The following is an 18,025-nucleotide window of genomic DNA, read 5'->3' as shown; positions in this document are numbered from 1 at the left end:
GAACTCCGGTTCCTCATGTGGAGGCTGGCCGCGGCAAAAGCGCGGATTCAACCCGCAGTCTTGATGCCCACCTTGAGGACTCGTTTCTCCCTATGCGGCCGCTCCAGCTCAATGGCAAGGAGTCCATTATGCAATTCTGCATTGCGCACTTCGACCCCGCTGGCAAGAGCGAAGGTCCGTTTGAAATGGCGCGCGGCGATGCCACGGTGAAGATAGTCCTTCGCGCCTTCGTCGCGCTTGACGCCGCGGATTAGAAGCTCGCCGTCCTCGACGCTCACGTCAAGCTCGTCGCGGGCAAATCCCGCGACGGCAAGTGTGATCCGCAAGACCTCAAGCCCGCCATCGTCTTCGGGCAGCAGTTCGATATTGTAGGGCGGATAACCGCCCTCGGCTGTCTTTGTCGCGGTCGCGCGTCCGCCTGAAAGGCTTAACCAAAGATTGCCGTCATGAAGTGTCATGCGATGTCCTGATGAACCAACTCGGATATGGGAAGCCGACCAGTGAATTCAAGCAGGACACGCCGGGACTCAAAGTGCCGCTCCGGCGTTGTCGGAGGCCGCTAGGCGTCCGGGTCGTAGTCCTCGCCGTCCGGCTCGACGACATGCAGGCGGTGGACCGTCAGGTCGTCGATTTCGACCTCGCCAAGATGCAGCTTCCGCATGTCCGCCCGGCGCACGCTTAAGCGGCCAATCGCGAGCGCGCCGATGGCTAGCGCGCCTACGGCAAGCGCACCGAGGGCAAGTGCGCCGACGGCAAGTGCGCCAGAAGCGACCGCGGGCACCCGCACGGGGGGCAGCATAAGGTCGCGTCCCTTCAATCTGTCTCGGCCTCTCATGCCCTCTTTCTCCCTCCGATGCGCGGCGAACAATAGCTGGGTTTTCCAGGCAAACGTGTCGCGCCTTTTCTAGCAAACCTCCCCTTGACAGGCGAACCTACTAGTAGGTAGGTAGCTTCGGACAGGGATATTGGCGATGAGTTTGGACACCAGAGAGCGGCTGCTACGGGAAACGGAAGTCCTGTTGCGCACCAAAGGCTACGCGGCCTTCAGCTACGCGGACCTCGCCGAGCGTATCGGCATCCGCAAGGCGAGCATCCATCACCACTTCCGCACCAAGGAGGAGCTTGGGGCGGCCCTCATCGACACCTACCTGGTCAAGTTCGAAGCGGACCTCGCCGAGATACTGGAGCAGGAGCGCGAGGCGATCCCCCGGCTTCGGCGCTATGCGGGCTTTTTCACCGCAAGCATGCGCGAGGGGATGATGCCCCTGTGCGGCGCGTTGTCGGCGGAGACCGCGGCACTTCCGCTCACGATGCAGCAACGCGTGCGCCACTTCTTCGAATTGCATCTCGCCTGGCTTCGCACCGTCCTCAAAAACGGTGTGAAGGCGGGAGAGCTCAGCCCGGACCTCGACGTGGAAGAGACGGCGGCGCTCGTTCTGAGCGCATTGGAGGGCGCAAGTCTCGTGGCCTGGGCGCTTAAGGATCCCTCCGTCATCTCTCCCGCCTTCGAACAGGTGGTGTCGCGCTTGAACCAAGGCACAACCAGCTCCAACAACCCAGCTAGGGAGTAGACAAATGAGCCTCAAGAAATTCGTGATCGAAAGAGACATTCCCAAGGTCGGCACGCTCAATGCCGAAGAGCTTGCCGGCGCCGCCGCCAAGTCGAATGCGGCGCTATGCCAGATCGGCGCCAAGGACATTCAGTGGGTCCAGAGCTACGTCGCCGGCGATAAGACCTTCTGCATCTATCTCGCAAGCGATGAGGGCGCGATCAGAAAGCACGCGGAGCTCAGCGGCTTTCCGGCAACCAAGATCACTGAGATCGTCGAGGTCATCGACCCGGCGACGGCCGGCTAAGGCTGCGGGCTAGGGCTTTGGTGGAGCCAGACGGGATCGAACCGACGACCTCGTGAATGCCATTCACGCGCTCTCCCAACTGAGCTATGGCCCCTTCACCAAAGGGAAATCCGCGGCCCTCCAAGGCCGAAGCCGGATTTTAGACCGCATCACTTAGGCCGGGTCTCCGGCGGGTTCAAGCGAAATACGATCCGAGGGCCGGCGAGGGCAGAAGGCTGCTTCTCGCCGCGCTCGGCTCTAGGACTCTTCCTTCGGGCCGCCCTTGACGATGTCGGTCACGTCGTCGTCACCCTCTTCGTCTGCCTCGAGGAAGGTATCGTCGTCGTCGTCGTCGGCCGGGATATCGTCATCGTCGTCACCGAGATCGACGATCGCCTCGTCATCGACCGCGGCCTCCTCGGCTTCCGCCGCCTCGTCCAGGCTAATGACATCGGCACCGCCCACTATTGGCGGCTCTTTCTCCTCCGCCTCTGGCTTCGGCGTCTTCGCTACCGGCGCGGCACGCTCGGCTCGCCGCGACGATGGCGCGCTGATCTGATAGACGGCTTGGCAGACGGAGCAGGTGATAGGTGAACGGCCCAGGTCGTAAAACCGCGCTCCACAGCTCGGGCAAACGCGCTTGGTCCCCCGTGCGGGTTTCGACATGACTCTCCTCAAAACTTGCCTTGCGTGACTCCCCATTGCCACGCCTCATGCGTAGTGTCAAAAGCTATCGAGTACCCTCAAAGCCCAATCGAGAATCTATGTCGCAGCCCCTGACCGCTCGCCGATCTGCGCCGATTTCCGGCCGTGTCAGGGTCCCCGGCGACAAGTCGATCTCTCATCGCGCCTTGATCCTGGGCGCGCTGGCGACCGGCCGCACGCGTATCGTGGGCCTGCTCGAAGCGGAAGATGTCATGGCGACGGCCCGGGCCGTCGCGGCGCTCGGCGCCGAAGCCACGCATGACGGCGGTGTCTTCGAGGTGCTCGGCCAAGGTGTCGGCGGTCTGCGAGCGCCGGACGCCCCCCTCGACTTCGGCAACTCCGGCACGGCGAGCCGTCTCATGCTCGGGGTCGTCGCAGGCCACGACATGCGCGCCGAATTCACCGGCGATGCCTCGTTGTGCCGCCGTCCCATGGGCCGCGTGATCGAGCCTCTGACCACCATGGGCCTGCAAGTGGAGGGCGAGCGGGACACGATGCCACTCACCGTGCAGGGCACCCAAGACTTGATTCCAATTATCTACGAGCTTGCCGTGCCGTCGGCGCAGGTGAAGTCGTCCATCCTTCTCGCCGGGCTGCATGCGCCAGGGCGCACCACGGTGGTCGAACCGCTGCCGACGCGCGACCATACCGAGCGCATGCTCGGCTTTTTCGGCGCCGAGCTGAAGATTGAGGACCGGGCCGACGGCGCGCGCGCGGTCACCGTGTGCGGCGACGCGGAACTCACCGGCGCGAACCTCGCCGTGCCGGGCGATCCGAGCTCCGCCGCTTTTCTCGTGGCCGCCGCTCTCATCTGTCCGGGCTCCGAAATCGTGATCGAGAACGTGCTGATGAATCCCACCCGCACCGGCTTCTTCGAGACCTTGCGCGAGATGGGCGCCGATCTGGAGGTGCTCGACCTGCGCGACACCGGTGGCGAGGCGGCTGGCGATCTTCGCGTGAAGGCGAGCGCGCTGAAGGGTGTGCGCGTCCCGCCGGAGCGGGCGCCGTCCATGATCGACGAATACCCCGTGCTCGCCGTGGTCGCTGCTTTTGCCGAAGGGGAGACGCACATGGTGGGTCTCGCCGAGCTGAAGCTCAAGGAGAGCGACCGCTTGGCCGCCACCGCCGCGGGGCTGACGGCCTGCGGTGTCGAAGTTCGCATCGAAGCCGACGATCTGATTGTACGAGGCGCGGGGAGCGTCAGAGGCGGCGGGCGGGTCGAGACGCATATGGACCATCGTCTCGCCATGGCCTTCCTCACGCTGGGGCTCGGCGCGCAAGAGCCGGTCACGGTCGACGACGTCGCCATGATCGCCACGAGCTTCCCCGGCTTCGTATCCCTGATGAGCGGGCTTGGAGCGGAGTTCGCATGATCATCGCCATCGACGGTCCGGCGGCCTCCGGCAAGGGCACGGTCGCAAAGCGCATCGCGATCCATTACGGCTTGCGCCATCTGGATACGGGGGCGCTTTATCGCGCCGTGGCCCGGGACACCCTGGCTCAGGGCGGCGATCTTGCTGACTCCGCGGCGGCGGCCCTGGCCGCGTCCCGGTTGGATGTGGCGACCCTGGACGACCCCGCGTTGCGCAAGGCGGGCGTCGGCGAAGCCGCGTCCCAGGTGGCTCGCTATCCCGAGGTACGGACCGTGCTTCTGGCCTATCAGCGGACTTTTGCCCATGGGAACCCCGGCGCCGTAATCGACGGCCGGGACATCGGCACCGTCATTTGCCCCGATGCGGACGTGAAGCTGTTCGTCACCGCAAGCCCCGAAGTCCGCGCCCGGCGGCGCTTTTTGGAGCTCTCCCAAGGCGGAATTGCAATCACGGAGATGGAGGTCCTGGTCGACATCGAGGCCAGGGACGAGCGGGACCGGAGCCGGGGCGCCTCTCCTTTGCGCCGGGCCGAAGACGCGGTCTTGCTCGACACCACGAATTTGGATATAGACGCCGCGTTCAGGACGGCTCTCGATTTGATCGAGGCTGCGATGGGCGATGCGGGGCGGGCCGGTTGAGGCCGTGCCCATTTGGCATTGGCACATCACCTTTTAAATGACTTCCGCGGGGCAAGCGAGCGGACCGGGCTGCCAGGAATGGCCGCCTATCAGGGTTTCGCCAGCTTTCGCCGCATTGGATCAACATCAAGCCTCGGGTTCAGCGCAGGCACGAAGACCAGGTTGAACGTCGAGTAGGAGTTTAGATGACCGAACCGCAGACCAGCATTAGCCAACCGAGCCACGACGAGTTCGCAGCCCTCCTTGAGGAATCTCTGTCCGGCGCAGCGCTTCAGGAAGGCAGTGTGGTCAAGGGCACCGTCGCCAGCATCGAAAAGGATGTGGCGGTCATCGACGTCGGCCTGAAGACCGAAGGCCGCATTCCTCTAAAGGAGTTCAGTCTCCCGGGCCGCCCGTCCGAACTCTCCGTCGGCGATGAAGTCGATGTCTATCTCGAGCGCGTCGAGAACTCCGCCGGCGAAGCCGTGCTGTCGCGCGAAAAAGCGCGCCGCGAGGAGAGCTGGGTCAGGCTCGAAGAGAAATACAAGGCCAACGAGAAGGTCGAGGGCGTCATCTTCAATCGGGTCAAGGGCGGCTTCACCGTCGATCTCGACGGCGCGGTGGCGTTCCTTCCCGGCAGCCAGGTCGACATCCGGCCGATCCGCGACGTCGGTCCGCTGATGAACACGCCGCAGCCCTTCCAGATCCTCAAGATGGATCGCCGCCGCGGTAATATCGTCGTCTCCCGCCGCTCGGTGCTCGAGGAGACCCGGGCCGAGAAGCGCAGTGAGATCGTCGCCCGCCTCGAAGAGGGCCAAGTGATCGACGGCGTGGTCAAGAACATCACCGACTACGGCGCGTTTATCGATCTCGGCGGTATCGACGGCCTGTTGCATGTCACCGACATGGCATGGCGCCGCGTCAACCATCCGAGCGAGATCGTCAATGTCGGCGACACGGTGAAGGTGCAGATCATCCGCATCAACTCGGAAACCCAGCGCATCAGCCTCGGCATCAAGCAGCTCGAGTCCGACCCCTGGGAAGGCATCGCCGCCAAGTATCCGGTGGATGCGCGCTTCAACGGCACGGTCACCAACATCACCGACTACGGCGCCTTCGTGGAGCTGGAGCCGGGCGTCGAGGGTCTGATCCACGTTTCGGAGATGAGCTGGACGAAGAAGAACATTCATCCCGGCAAGATCATCTCCACGAGCCAGGAGGTCGAGGTCCAGGTGCTCGAGGTCGATCCCGACAAGCGCCGCATTTCCCTTGGCCTCAAGCAGACCCAGGAAAATCCCTGGGTCGCCTTCGCCGGCAGCCACGAGGCTGGCGCCGTCATCGAGGGCGACGTCCGCAACATCACCGAATTCGGCCTGTTCGTCGGTCTCGATGGGGGCATCGACGGCATGGTCCATCTGTCGGATTTGGATTGGTCCAAGTCTGGGGAGGACGCCCTCAAGGAATTTAAGAAGGGCGACACGGTTAAGGCCGTCGTGCTGGAAGCCGACTCCGATAAGGAGCGCATCAGCCTCGGTATCAAGCAGCTTACCCCCGATCCGTTCGAGGGCGCGGCCACTTCGGACAAGCTGAAGAAGGGCATGCGCGTCACCTGCGAGGTGACCGCCGTCAAGGACAACGGCATCGAGGCGAAGCTGCTGGACCACGACCTCACGACCTTCATCCGCCGCTCCGATCTGTCCCGCGACCGGTCCGAGCAACGACCGGATCGCTTCGGCGTCGGCGAGAAGTTCGACGCGGTCGTGACCCAGGTCGACGCCAAGACGCGCAAGATCAGCGCGTCCATCAAGGCGCTCGAGATCGCCGAGGAGAAGGAGGCCGTGGCCCAATACGGTTCGACGGATTCCGGTGCGTCCCTCGGTGACATTCTCGGCGCAGCCTTGAACAAGGCCAAGGGCGGCGAGGACGAAGACGAAGACGAAGACGAAGAAGGCGAGACGGTCGAAGCGGTCGAAGCGGTCGAGGCGGAGGAAGAGCCTGCCGCCAAGCCGAAGCGCAAGCGCGCGGCCAAGAGCAAAACGGACGACGAAACGGCGGGAACCGAGGCATCGTCCGACGAGTAGGCGGCGGCCCGCGAGGCCGTCCGATCTCCACCATTGAGCGGGCATACGGCCCGACTAAGAGCCTGAGCGAAACATGGGTCTCGACGCCGAAAGCGTGATCGAGCGCCGCCGCCTCAAGCGCCGGGTTACGATCTGGCGCATCGCTGCGGTGGTGCTCGGTCTGTTGTTTGTGGGACTGATCGTCTTCGGCAACCGGCAATTGGCGGGCTCTACCAGTATTCTGCCCCACGTCGCCCGCATCAGCGTCGGAGGCATCATCACCGACGACCGCAAGATGCTGGAGCTGATCGACAGGGTCGGCAAGGCCAGGCAGGTGAAGGCGGTGATCCTCGACATCAACAGTCCCGGCGGCACCACGACCGGTGGCGAGGCCATGTACGATGCCATTCGCCGTCTGGCGCAGAAGAAGCCGGTCGTCGCTACCTGCGGCACGCTTGCCACCTCCGCCGCTTATATCGTGGCGCTCGCCACCGACCGCATCTTCGTCTACGGCAACACCATCACGGGTTCCGTGGGCGTCATCTTCCAGTGGGTCAACGTCATCGAACTCCTCAATACGCTCGGCATCGAGGTCGAGGAGGTCAAGAGCGGCCCCTTGAAGGCCGTGCCGAGCCCCTTTGAGCCCACCGACGAGCGCGCCCGCGCCGTGACCGCGGAAATGGTCGAGGATGCCAAGGTGTGGTTCGTCGATTTGGTCGAGACCCGGCGGAAGATCCAGCCGAGCGCGGTTCCCGGTCTCACGGAAGGACGCATCTACTCGGGGCGCCAAGCCGTCGATTACAAGCTCGTCGATCAGATCGGCGACGAACGCGCGGCCTTAAGCTGGTTGGCCAAGGAACGCGGCCTCCCGGCGGGCCTCAAGGTCCTCCAGTGGAAGCCCAAGGCGGAGTCGAGCGGCTTCTTCGGCTGGATGCTGGGCTCGGGCGTGGAGATTTTTGGCTTGTCTGGCAGTAAGATCGCCGCTCTCCTAGGTCAGGCTTCGGCGACCCTGGAGCTTGACGGTCTTGTCTCGGTTTGGCACCCTGCGTCCAATTAGTGGGGGCGTAGGGCCAGCTGCAACCAATGGCTGCGGCCCGGTGGGGCGTATAATGATCAAATCCGAATTGATTCAGCGGGTGGCTGCCGCCAATCCGCATCTTTTCCATCGTGACGTCGAGCGTATCATCAACATTGTGCTCGATGAGATCACGGGCGCGCTTGCCCGTGGCGACCGCGTGGAGTTGCGCGGCTTCGGCGCTTTCACGGTGAAGCATCGCGCGGCGCGGCAGGGCCGCAATCCGCGCACCGGGGATACGGTCTTCGTCGAGGACAAATACGTGCCCTTCTTCAAGACCGGGAAGGAACTGCGCGAGCGCTTGAACCCCGACGGCGAGCACAACGGAACTTGAGATCCGTGGTCGCCTAAGGAGCAGCCGTGTGGCGTAAGCTCATCCTCGCACTTGTGATCGTGCCGCTCGGCGTGGTGCTCATAGCGCTTGCCGTGGTCAATCGCGAGCCTGCGGTGCTGATCCTCGACCCCTTTGGCGGGGCGGGGTCCAGTTTCTCCCTCCAGGCGCCCTTCTTCCTGTTCTTGCTCGGGGCCTTCGCGCTTGGCCTCGTGGTGGGCGGTATCGCGTCGTGGCTCAATCAGGGTAAGTGGCGCCGCACCGCGCGCGAGGAGGCTCGCGAGGCGCGGGATTGGCGCCGTCAGGCAGACCGGCTGGAGAAGGAGCTCGAGAGCCTGGACCCGGCCCATCACCGCCCACAGCTCACGGTGGACTGACGGGGACGATGGACCCGCTCACCGCTTTCGGCCTTGTCGCGGTCACGGCCATGCTGGTCACCTATGCCCTGGAAGACCGAAGCCACTGGTTCATCCTGGCCTTTGCGGGCGCCTGCCTGCTCGGCTCGGCCTATGGCTTCCTGCAAGGCGCCTGGCCCTTCGGCGTCCTCGAGGTGGTCTGGGCCGGTGTGGCGGCCTGGCGCTGGCGCTCAAGGGCGTTTCCCAATGCGAGGGCCCCTTGAACCAATCGGCAACGCCAATGTTGCACTGCGATGGACTTAAAGGCCTCAATTTCATAGGGTGAGCCCGCACGAGCCGCCTATCCGGCCGGCAAAACCCTCACCCGAGAGCTGATAGAGCCCCGTGACGGTCAAGGTAAAAATCTGTGGCGTGCGGACGCCTGCCATTCTCGACGCTGCCGTCGCGGCCGGCGCCGATCTGGCCGGGCTTGTCATCTTCGCCAAGAGCCCGCGAAACCTGACGATCGAGCAGGCAGGCGCGCTGGCCGACGCCGCACGCGGCCGCGTGGGTACGGTCGCTGTCATGGTCGACCCGGACGACGCGCTCATCGAGGCGGTGGCGGGCACGGTGTGCCCCGACATTCTCCAGCTTCATGGCAAAGAGACGCCCGAACGGGTCGCCGCCATCAAAGAGCGGACCGGTCTTTCCGTGTTTAAGGCGGTGTCCGTGTGCGAACCGGCCGACGTGGCGCAGGCGCGCGCCTATGCCGGGATTGCCGATCAGATTCTGTTCGATGCCAAGGCGGCCCCCGATGCGGTGCTGCCCGGCGGAAACGGGGTTATCTTCGACTGGCGCATTCTGGCGTCGGCGAAACCGCCTTTTGCGCTGTCGGGCGGGCTGGACGCCGGCAATGTCGCCGAGGCGATCGCGCTAACGGGCGCGTCCCTGGTCGATGTCTCCTCCGGGGTCGAGACCGCGCCTGGCGAAAAAGACGCGGCCCTCATCACGCAATTCATTCAGGCGGCGCGAGCGGCCGCCCCACAACACGCCAAGGCCTCATGAGCACCGTTACCGATGCATTGAACACCTATCGCGGGGGTCCCGACGAGCAGGGGCATTTCGGGATCTATGGCGGCCGCTTCGTCGCTGAGACCCTGATGCCGCTCATCTTGGATCTCGAGCGCGCCTACAACGACGCCAAGGCGGACGCCTCGTTCCAGGCCGAGATGGACGGTCATCTCGCGACCTATGTCGGAAGACCGTCGCCGCTCTATTTCGCCGAACGGCTCACGCAACATTGCGGCGGCGCGAAGATCTATTTCAAGCGCGAGGAACTCAATCATACCGGCGCTCACAAGGTGAACAATGTGCTCGGCCAAATCATGCTGGCCTTGCGCATGGGCAAGACGCGCGTCATCGCCGAGACGGGCGCCGGCATGCACGGCGTGGCGACGGCAACATTGTGCGCCAAGTTCGGTTTGCCCTGCGTGATTTACATGGGGGCCGTGGACGTGGCCCGGCAGAAGCCGAACGTCTTGCGCATGAAGATACTCGGCGCCGAGATTCGTCCCGTCGAATCGGGTTCCAAGACGCTGAAGGACGCGATGAACGATGCATTGCGCGACTGGGTCGCCAACGTCCACGACACGTTCTATTGCATCGGCACGGTCGCCGGCCCGCACCCTTATCCAGCCATGGTGCGCGATTTTCAGAGCATCATCGGCCGCGAGACACGCGAGCAGATGCTGGAAGCCGAAGGCCGGCTGCCGGACTCGCTCATTGCCTGCATCGGCGGCGGGTCTAACGCCATGGGGCTATTCCACCCGTTCCTCGATGAGCCGGAGATCGAAATCTACGGGGTTGAGGCGGCCGGCCACGGCCTTGGCAGCGGTCAGCACGCGGCCTCGATCGCGGGTGGCAAGCCCGGCGTACTGCACGGCAATCGCACCTACTTGCTGATGGACGAAGACGGTCAGATCGAAGAGGCGCATTCGATCTCGGCCGGACTCGATTACCCCGGCATCGGGCCCGAGCACGCCTGGCTCAACGACGTCAAACGGGTGAATTTTCTCTCGGCGACCGACGACGAGGCTGTCGCCGCGTTTCAGCTTTGCAGCAAGCTCGAAGGCATCATCCCAGCGCTGGAGCCAGCGCACGCTCTTGCCCGCATGTTCGACATCGCCGCGACGAAGCCCAAAGACCACTTGATGGTGATCAATCTCTCAGGCCGTGGCGACAAGGATCTCGACTCCGTCGCGAACTATCTGAGCGCGAGAGAACAGTCATGACGAGGATCGACAAAACATTTGCCGCCTTAAAGCGGGAAGGACGCTCCGGCCTCGTCACCTTCATCACGGCCGGCGATCCCGATTACGATACCTCGCTCGCCCTGCTCAAGGGGCTCCCCGCCGCCGGCGCCGACGTCATCGAGCTCGGCATGCCGTTTTCCGACCCCATGGCGGACGGCCCCGCCATCCAGGCCTCGTCCTTGCGCGCGCTGAAGGCCGGCCAGACCATGAAAAAGACGCTCTCCCTCGTTAGGGAGTTCCGTAAAGAGGACCAAATCACTCCGGTTGTGCTCATGGGTTATTACAACCCAATCTATGTCTATCCGGTGGACCGCTTCGTCGCTGACGCAAGCGAAGCCGGGGCCGATGGGCTGATTATTGTGGACCTGCCGCCGGAAGAGGACGAAGAGCTGCGGCCCGCCGCGGCTGCGGCCGGCCTGAACCTCATTCGCCTCGCTACGCCCACGACGGACGCCAGGCGTCTGCCGGCCGTGCTCGCGAACACTTCGGGCTTCGTCTATTACGTTTCGATTGCCGGCATCACCGGCACCGCCGCCCCGGATGTCATTTCGGTCGGCGCCCATGTTGAACGCATCAAGGCACATACCGATTTACCGATTGCCATCGGCTTCGGCGTGAAGAGCCCGGAGCAGGTACGCGATTTGGCGGAAGTCGCCGAAGGCGTTGTCGTCGGCTCGGCGCTCGTCGCGGCAATCGCCGAGAGCCTAGACGCGGACGGCAAAGCGACCGGCGAGACCAAGCCGAAGCTGTTGGGGCTTGTCGAGCACTTGTCGGCGGCGTTGCGCCAGCCGGCCGAGGCGGCGGCGGTCTAGAGCGGCATATTTTTAGAGAGTTGGACCAGTGAACTGGATCAATAGCGTCGTCAGACCCAAAATCCGCAACATCCTTCGCAAGAAGGATATGCCGGACAATCTCTGGGTGAAGTGCCCGGAGACCGGGCAGATGATCTACTACAAGGATCTGGAGGCGAACCAGTTCGTTGTTCCAGGCTCCAACTATCACATGCGCATGTCGGCGCCGGCGCGCCTCAAGGCGTTGTTCGACGACGGCAAATACGCGGCGCTCCATTTGCCCGACGTGCCGCTGGACCCGCTCAAGTTCCGCGACGAGCGCCGCTACACCGACCGCCTCAAGGATGCGCGCTCAAAGACCGGTCTCAACGACGCGGTGCACGCCGGCATCGGCAAGCTTCATGGGGACACGGTCGTGTCCGCCGTGCAGGACTTCGACTTCATGGTCGGCTCGCTCGGCACCGGCGCGGGCGAGGCGGTGATCGCTTCGATGCGCGCCGCGCTCGTGCGCCAGGCCCCGTTCATTCTGTTTGCCGCTTCGGGCGGCGCGCGCATGCAGGAGGGCATTCTCTCGCTCATGCAGATGCCGCGCACCACAGTCGCCGTGGAGGAACTGCGCGAGGCGAGGCTTCCCTACATCGTCGTGCTGACCAACCCGACCACCGGCGGCGTCACCGCGTCCTATGCGATGCTGGGCGACGTTCACATCGCCGAGCCCGGCGCACTCATTGGTTTTGCCGGACCGCGCGTCATCGAGCAGACCATCCGCGAGCAATTGCCGAACGGGTTCCAGCGCTCCGAATATCTTCACGACCACGGCATGGTGGATATGGTCGTGCATCGCCACGATCTCCGCGGCACGCTTGCGCGCCTGTGCAACCTGCTGACCCATCGCCTCGCTCGCGATAGCGAGATCCCGGTTGTCGCTGAAGACGAAATGCAGCCAACGCTGCCGCTGGACGGCAAGGCCAAGAGCGGAAACGGCCTCGCGGCCGAGCCCACCGAGCCCACCGAGCCGGCCGAGGACGGGGAAGAAGACGAGGCCTTGACGGACGCCCCCGGGAATGGCGCTAATCAATCTCCGCCGCAGAACGCCTAAGGTCTCGTAAGGTTTGACGACACTCCCCTACAGCGCCGGGGGCTCATCACCCCGCCCACGCTCGGCTATGAGCGATACGCTGCTGGAACGGCTGAAGGCGCTCCACCCGCAGTCGATCGACCTGTCGCTGGGACGCATCGAGCGTCTGCTGGCCGCGCTGGGCAGTCCGCAAGACAAGCTGCCGCCCGTGGTGCATGTCGCCGGAACCAATGGTAAGGGATCGACGCTCGCCTTCTTGCGCGCCATCGCGGAATCGATGGGCAAGGGCGCGCATGTTTACACCTCGCCGCATCTCGTCGATTTCCACGAGCGCATCGTGCTCGCGGGCCCGCATGGGGCCGCGCCGATCAGCGAGGAGGTCCTGGTCGACTGTCTGGCGCGCGCCGAGGCCGCCAATAGCGGCGAGCTCATCACGCTGTTCGAGATCACCACGGCCGCGGCCTTCCTCGCCTTCGCCGAGGCGCCCGCCGATCTTCTGCTGCTGGAGACCGGGCTCGGCGGCCGGCTCGACGCCACCAACATGGTCGACAAGCCGCTGCTCACCATCATCACGCCGATCTCTATCGATCATGTGTCGTTTCTGGGCGAGACGCTTGCCGAGATCGCGGGTGAGAAGGCCGGCATTCTGAAGCCGGGCGTTCCTTGCATCGTCGGGCGCCAGGAGGCGGAAGCGTTCGAAGTGATCGCGCGCCGGGCGGAGCAGGTCGGCGCGCCGCTCCATGTGTTCGGGCGCGATTTCGACACGTTCGAGCAGCAGGGACGTCTGGTGTTCCAGACCGCCTCGCGCCTGCTCGATCTGCCTCTCCCGCGGCTTGCCGGCCGACACCAGATCGACAATGCCGGCACGGCGATCGCCGCGGCGAGTGTCGCCTTTGGCGAGGCCCTGACCCAGCGCGCCCTCGAGGACGGCATTACGAATGCACACTGGCCTGCCCGGCTTGAGCGGCTGTCCGTCGGCGGACTGCACGCCTACGCGGCCGAGGGCACCGAGATCTGGCTGGACGGCGGCCACAACGAGGCGGGCGGCCAGGCCGTGGCCGATACGCTGGCCGCGCTCGACGAACGCGTGCCGCGCCCGGTGCATGTCGTCTGGGGCATGATGGAAACCAAGGACGCGCAGCGCTTCATCGCCCCGTTCAAGGGGCTGGTGGAGCGTGTCTACACCGTGCCGATCCCGGGAGAACCCAACGCCTTCGCCGCCGAACCGCTAGCCGAGATCGCCCGCGCGGAAGGGTTCGACGCCGTGGCGGTCAATAGCGTGCCTGAGGCGCTGCTCCGCTCCGCCTCAGGCGGTGAGCCGCCGCGCGTCCTGATCTGCGGCTCGCTCTACCTTGCGGGCCACGTCCTCAAGCTGCATGCGTGAAATGGGTTACGCGGTGCCGTCGATGGCGCCGCCGATCCACGCCGCCAGATGGTTCTTCGGATAGGCGCCCCGAAGCGTATCCACGACTTCTCCGTCCTTGAACAGGATCAGCGTCGGGATGGCCCGGACGTTGTAGGTGCCCGGCGTGCGGGGGCTCTCGTCGATATTGAGCTTGGTGATCTTCACCTTGCCGTCCAGCTCCTTGGCGATCTCTTCGAGCGCGGGCCCGATCTGCCGGCAGGGTCCGCACCATTCGGCCCAAAAATCGACGACAACGGGGGTCGAGGACTTCAGCACCTCGGCTTCGAATGTGTCGTCGGAAACCTTCTCAGTCGCCATGAACTTTCTCTCCTCGTCGCCGGCCAAGGTCTGTCAAAGACCGCCGGTCTAGCCACCGGAACCTAGGTGCGCCCCCCTAAGGCGTCAAGGCTGCCAGCCTGCTCAACATGTCGCGCTCAGCCGTATCAAGCAAAGTTGAAGAGATCTCCATGAGGCGCGGCCCATCGGTCCAGAGAAGCGCCGCGCGCACGGATTTCTGCGGGAACATCCTGAGAAGCGCCAGCCGGTAGGCCGCGAGCTGATTGATATAGGCCCGTGCCACGTCTGCTTCGGTTGAGGGCGGCGGACGATTGGTTTTGTAGTCGAGGATGAGAAGACCCTCGTCGAGAATGGCGAGGCGGTCGATCTGACCCTCAAGGTCGAAGCTGGACTCACCCTCACCGATTCGCGCCACCACTGGAACCTCGGCCAGGCTGCCGGGCCGGAACAGCGGGGCGAAAGTCTCGTCCCGGACGATGGCGAGCGATTCGGCGACGATCTCCTCTCTGAGCGCCTCGGGAAGCCCGCCGCCGCGCATGGCCACGAATGTCCGCGCGGCACGCTCCCGATCCTCTGATGCCACCTCCGGCAGGTGCTGGAGCAGCGCATGCACCAGCCGCCCGCGGGCAAAGCGCAGATCCTCGGCAAGCGCCTTCGGTCCGAGGGGGGCTTGCTCCGCGCCGAACGCGCCGCCGCCTTTGGCATTGAGGGCGAGCCGCGAGGGCGCGAGCCGCGTGCGCACGCGTTCATACGGCGCGGGCTTAAGGGCCCAATCCGGCAAAGGTGGCACGGCGGGCGACACTTTCTCCGTCTTCGCCGCCTCCACGGGCTTCTGTTGTTCGGAGAGCATGCGCCGGACCGGGCCGTCTTCTCCGGCTGTCTGGGTGAGATGCGGTCTCAGACCCTGTTCGATGAGGTCGTACCAGCAATTGCCCTCGCGCTGGCGGACCCCTTGCCAGCCGCAGACATAGAGCCGGTCGCGCGCCCGCGTCATCGCCACGTAGAGCAGCCGGTGATATTCCTCGCTGTCCGCCTGGTCCGCCGCACTTTTTGCCGGCAAGAGTCCTGGCACGTTGGAATGGCCCTTCGGCGGCCAGAGGAGATGACAGGCTGCGTCGGGCGGATAGCCCGGCCGTGCCGCTTCGAAGACGCGCGGGCCTTGGCCGCGCGGGTTGGCGCAGGTGTCCGGCAAGATCACGATGGGCGCTTGCAGACCCTTGGCGCCGTGCACCGTCATGATGCGGACCTCGTCTCGGTCCTGGTCCATGTCGCGCTTGATGTCGATCACGCCGTTGCGCAAATCGTGGACGAAGCCTTGCAGCGACGGCGTCGCGTCGCGGTCGAAAGCGAGCGCGGTATCGAGAAACTCATCGATCGCCTCCGCGGCTTCCGGCCCGAGCCGTGTCAACATGCGCTTGCGCATCTTTTGGCCCTCGGCGCCGAGCAGGCCCGCGAAGAACTCGTAAGGCGGCAGTGTGTCGGCCTGGCCGAGCCAGTCCGCGATGCGCGCCGCCGCTTCCTCGAAGCGCGCGTCCTCCCGCGCCTTGTCCTTCAGCACCGACCACAAAGAAGCCCTGCCGCGCTCATAAGCGAGATCGAACAGCGCCTCGTCGTCGAGGTCGAACAGCGGGCTTTTCAGCACCACGGCGAGCGCCAGATCGTCTTCCGGCATGAGCAGCACATCGGCGAGCGCAACGAGGTCCTTCACGGCGAGCTGGTCCATCAGCCGCATGCGGTCGGCGCCTGCGACGGGGACCTTCGCGTGCTTCAGCGCGCGGATCATCGGCGCGGTGAACGGATCGCGGCGGCGCACCAAGATCAGAATGTCGCCGGCTTGAATCGGGCGCCCTTGCGAGGCGAGCGGCTCATTGCTGTCGAGCCAGCCCTTGATGAGCTTCGCAATGCGCTTGCACAACGCATCGATGGCGCTCGCGCCGGTCACATCCTCGTTCCAGGGCTCGAAAGGCGGCGCAGGCTCGGGCTTCTCGGTGGTCTCGACCTCCCAGAGCTCGACCAGGCCGGCATCGCCCTGCCGGAAGGCATGATGCTTGATGATTGCGTTCTCGACGAAGGTCAGCCCCTGTGCCGCAGTGCTTTGCGCAAAGACATGATCCACGGCGTCGAGCACCGGCACGGTGGAGCGGAAGGAGACGTTGAGCGGCACTTCGTACCATTCTGTCTGCGCGTCGCGCGCCCGCTTGCGGAACTTGCTGCCCACCGCGCCGAACCGCGCCGGGTTCGCCCCTTGGAAGCTGTAGATCGATTGCTTTTCGTCGCCGACGGCGAACAGCGTACGGAGCCGATCGCTCGCCCCGCGCCCGGCGAAGAACTCCTCCGCCAGCGCCTCGATGATCGACCATTGATCCGGGTTCGTGTCCTGCGCCTCGTCCACCAAAATGTGGTCCACACCGCCATCGATCTTGTAGAGCACCCAGGCGGCCGCGCCCGAGCGCGACAGCAGCATCTGCGCCTTGACGATGAGATCGTCGTAGTCGAGCGCCGCTTCGTCGCGCTTGCGCCGCTCGTATTCGGCTTGGATCGCGTCCGCGAGGGCGATAACGGCCCCGCTGGCCTCCGCCACGCGCAGATGCGCCAAATTCATTTGCAGACCGGCGAAAGCGACCTTCGCCTCATCGAGGATCGCGGCGATGCCGGGTGCATCGTTGCCGAAGCCTTTGGTGTAAACGCTTGCCCGCGGCTCGCCCTTCTGGGTGAGAAACACCGACCGCAAGGCGGCCGTGCGGCCTTCGCGCTTGCTGCGCCTGGCGCTGGTTAGGGAGGCCTCCAGGTCCTTATCGGTCTTGGCGCTACCGCCGTAGGCCGAGAGAGCGGCTATCGCCGCATCGATCTGATCGTCCGAAAGCGCCGCGGCCTGTGCAGCGACTATGGCGTCCTCTTCCGTGTCGGCCACGCCGAGGAATTGCTTCAGGGCCTCGGCTTCCGCGGCCGCCCAATCCTCAAGGCTGTCGTGCAGCGCCATCATGCGGGTGAGTTCCGCGCGCTTCAGCAGCACGACGTTCACCACCTGGCGGAAATAGTCCTCGCTAGTCAGTCCGATGATCTTGGCGAGTGCGAGCCCCAGCGCGCTGTCGGGCGCGTCCGCCGCGCGGGTCACCACGGCGTCGAAGGCATCGCGCTTGTGGAGCACAGCGCTTTGCTCGTCGAGCACCGTGAAATGCGGCGTCACCATTGCCTCCAGCGGAAAGCGCTGGAGCAGGCGCTCGCAGAAGCCGTGAATGGTATGGATCTTCAGCCCGCCCCGCGCTTCGAGGGCGCAGGCGAACAGCCGCCGCGCGGCCCGCAAGTCTTCGTTCTCGGGTGGGGCCTCCATGAGCTTCGACAAGGCCTTGCGAAGATCCTCGTCGGTCATCGTGGCCCAGCCGGCGAGCTCCTTGAGCAAGCGGTTCTGCATCTCCGCCGCGGCGGTCTTGGTGTAGGTCAAGCACAAGATGCTCTCAGGCCGGGAGCCCGCCAGCAGCAGGCGCAACACCCGCTTCACCAAGACGGCGGTCTTACCCGTGCCCGCATTGGCCGAGACCCAGGCGGAGGCGCCCGGATCGGAAGCGCGCGCCTGATTGGCGTCGGCCTCATGCAGGAGTTCGGGTGCGCCGCTCATCGCCACTCTTCCTCGGCCTCTTGCGTCAGCCATTCCTGCACGCGCGCCAGATGCTCGTAGTCGTCATGCCGGTAGGCGCTGGTGAAGGCCGCGCCAGCGCGCCGCTTCACCTCGTAAGGGGTCGCGGGGTCCGCGAAGTGAACCACGAGCTTTTCCAAGTCCTCGCGCGCCTTGGCGGAGAGGACGTCAGCCGC

Annotated in this window: 20 protein-coding genes and 1 tRNA gene; 14 read left to right on the top strand and 7 right to left on the bottom strand. The window is 64.9% G+C overall.

What is annotated here, in order from left to right:
* Positions 1-47: 47 nt before the first annotated feature.
* Complete coding sequence (locus tag ACSLE4_RS04815; protein ID WP_435903342.1) at positions 48-458, bottom strand: Hsp20 family protein; 411 nt, start codon at positions 456-458, stop codon at positions 48-50.
* Between the two features lie 101 nt (positions 459-559).
* Positions 560-799: a hypothetical protein gene (locus tag ACSLE4_RS04810; protein ID WP_435903341.1), complete on the bottom strand. Its 240-nt coding sequence runs from the start codon at positions 797-799 to the stop codon at positions 560-562.
* A gap of 172 nt (positions 800-971) precedes the next feature.
* Between ACSLE4_RS04810 and ACSLE4_RS04805 the strand changes: the two genes are divergently transcribed.
* Complete coding sequence (locus ACSLE4_RS04805; protein WP_435903340.1) at positions 972-1,571, top strand: TetR/AcrR family transcriptional regulator; 600 nt, start codon at positions 972-974, stop codon at positions 1,569-1,571.
* A gap of 4 nt (positions 1,572-1,575) precedes the next feature.
* The gene (locus tag ACSLE4_RS04800) at positions 1,576-1,857 is read left to right on the top strand and encodes a DUF4242 domain-containing protein (RefSeq protein ID WP_435903339.1); all 282 of its coding nucleotides are present in this window, start codon (positions 1,576-1,578) and stop codon (positions 1,855-1,857) included.
* Positions 1,858-1,875: 18 nt separating this feature from the next.
* Here the strand turns inward: ACSLE4_RS04800 and ACSLE4_RS04795 are convergent.
* Positions 1,876-1,951, bottom strand: a tRNA-Ala gene (locus ACSLE4_RS04795).
* A gap of 143 nt (positions 1,952-2,094) precedes the next feature.
* Positions 2,095-2,502, bottom strand: coding sequence for a TIGR02300 family protein (locus ACSLE4_RS04790; RefSeq protein ID WP_435903338.1), 408 nt, complete (start codon positions 2,500-2,502; stop codon positions 2,095-2,097).
* 98 nt (positions 2,503-2,600) lie between these two features.
* Between ACSLE4_RS04790 and aroA the strand changes: the two genes are divergently transcribed.
* From aroA to ACSLE4_RS04730, 12 genes are all read left to right on the top strand, one after another.
* Entirely contained in the window at positions 2,601-3,914 is a 1,314-nt protein-coding gene (aroA, locus tag ACSLE4_RS04785) for a 3-phosphoshikimate 1-carboxyvinyltransferase (protein WP_435903337.1), read from the top strand.
* Positions 3,911-4,552 carry a (d)CMP kinase gene (gene cmk, locus ACSLE4_RS04780; RefSeq protein ID WP_435903336.1) on the top strand — a complete coding sequence of 214 codons (642 nt, stop codon included), beginning with the start codon at positions 3,911-3,913 and terminating at the stop codon, positions 4,550-4,552. The genes aroA and cmk overlap by 4 nt, the downstream gene beginning before the upstream one ends.
* 185 nt (positions 4,553-4,737) lie before the next feature.
* Positions 4,738-6,612 (top strand): 30S ribosomal protein S1, encoded by a 1,875-nt coding sequence (gene rpsA, locus ACSLE4_RS04775; protein ID WP_435903335.1) that lies wholly within the window; start codon positions 4,738-4,740, stop codon positions 6,610-6,612.
* Between the two features lie 73 nt (positions 6,613-6,685).
* Positions 6,686-7,648, top strand: a complete 963-nt coding sequence (gene sppA / locus ACSLE4_RS04770; protein WP_435903334.1) for a signal peptide peptidase SppA — start codon at positions 6,686-6,688, stop codon at positions 7,646-7,648.
* A gap of 52 nt (positions 7,649-7,700) precedes the next feature.
* Positions 7,701-8,000, top strand: a complete 300-nt coding sequence (gene ihfB / locus ACSLE4_RS04765; RefSeq protein WP_435903333.1) for an integration host factor subunit beta — start codon at positions 7,701-7,703, stop codon at positions 7,998-8,000.
* A 26-nt stretch (positions 8,001-8,026) separates the two neighbouring features.
* Entirely contained in the window at positions 8,027-8,374 is a 348-nt protein-coding gene (locus ACSLE4_RS04760; protein WP_435903332.1) for a lipopolysaccharide assembly protein LapA domain-containing protein, read from the top strand.
* 8 nt (positions 8,375-8,382) lie between these two features.
* Positions 8,383-8,616 (top strand): hypothetical protein, encoded by a 234-nt coding sequence (locus tag ACSLE4_RS04755; protein ID WP_435903331.1) that lies wholly within the window; start codon positions 8,383-8,385, stop codon positions 8,614-8,616.
* Positions 8,617-8,737: 121 nt separating this feature from the next.
* Positions 8,738-9,397, top strand: a complete 660-nt coding sequence (locus ACSLE4_RS04750; RefSeq protein ID WP_435903330.1) for a phosphoribosylanthranilate isomerase — start codon at positions 8,738-8,740, stop codon at positions 9,395-9,397.
* A complete protein-coding gene (trpB, locus tag ACSLE4_RS04745; protein WP_435903329.1) occupies positions 9,394-10,623 on the top strand; it encodes a tryptophan synthase subunit beta in 1,230 nt (409 codons plus the stop codon). Before ACSLE4_RS04750 ends, trpB begins: the two co-directional genes overlap by 4 nt.
* The gene (gene trpA, locus ACSLE4_RS04740; protein ID WP_435903328.1) at positions 10,620-11,456 is read left to right on the top strand and encodes a tryptophan synthase subunit alpha; all 837 of its coding nucleotides are present in this window, start codon (positions 10,620-10,622) and stop codon (positions 11,454-11,456) included. Before trpB ends, trpA begins: the two co-directional genes overlap by 4 nt.
* A gap of 28 nt (positions 11,457-11,484) precedes the next feature.
* Positions 11,485-12,534 carry an acetyl-CoA carboxylase, carboxyltransferase subunit beta gene (gene accD, locus ACSLE4_RS04735; protein ID WP_435903327.1) on the top strand — a complete coding sequence of 350 codons (1,050 nt, stop codon included), beginning with the start codon at positions 11,485-11,487 and terminating at the stop codon, positions 12,532-12,534.
* Positions 12,535-12,601: 67 nt separating this feature from the next.
* A complete protein-coding gene (locus ACSLE4_RS04730; protein WP_435903326.1) occupies positions 12,602-13,897 on the top strand; it encodes a bifunctional folylpolyglutamate synthase/dihydrofolate synthase in 1,296 nt (431 codons plus the stop codon).
* Between the two features lie 6 nt (positions 13,898-13,903).
* On the opposite strand, the gene trxA is transcribed toward ACSLE4_RS04730, so the two are convergent.
* The 3 genes from trxA to ACSLE4_RS04715 all read right to left on the bottom strand — a co-directional run.
* Positions 13,904-14,236 carry a thioredoxin gene (trxA, locus tag ACSLE4_RS04725; protein WP_435903325.1) on the bottom strand — a complete coding sequence of 111 codons (333 nt, stop codon included), beginning with the start codon at positions 14,234-14,236 and terminating at the stop codon, positions 13,904-13,906.
* Positions 14,237-14,312: 76 nt separating this feature from the next.
* Positions 14,313-17,831: a double-strand break repair helicase AddA gene (gene addA / locus ACSLE4_RS04720; RefSeq protein ID WP_435903324.1), complete on the bottom strand. Its 3,519-nt coding sequence runs from the start codon at positions 17,829-17,831 to the stop codon at positions 14,313-14,315.
* The coding region (locus tag ACSLE4_RS04715; protein WP_435903323.1) for a hypothetical protein at positions 17,828-18,025 on the bottom strand (198 nt) is incomplete at its 5' end. The genes ACSLE4_RS04715 and addA, both read right to left, overlap by 4 nt.

The sequence above is a fragment of the Methyloceanibacter sp. genome (assembly GCF_051306395.1).
Lineage (GTDB): Bacteria > Pseudomonadota > Alphaproteobacteria > Rhizobiales > Methyloligellaceae > Methyloceanibacter.
The sequence above is the reverse complement of the archived record's forward strand: the minus strand, read 5'-3'. Positions and strand labels throughout refer to the sequence as shown.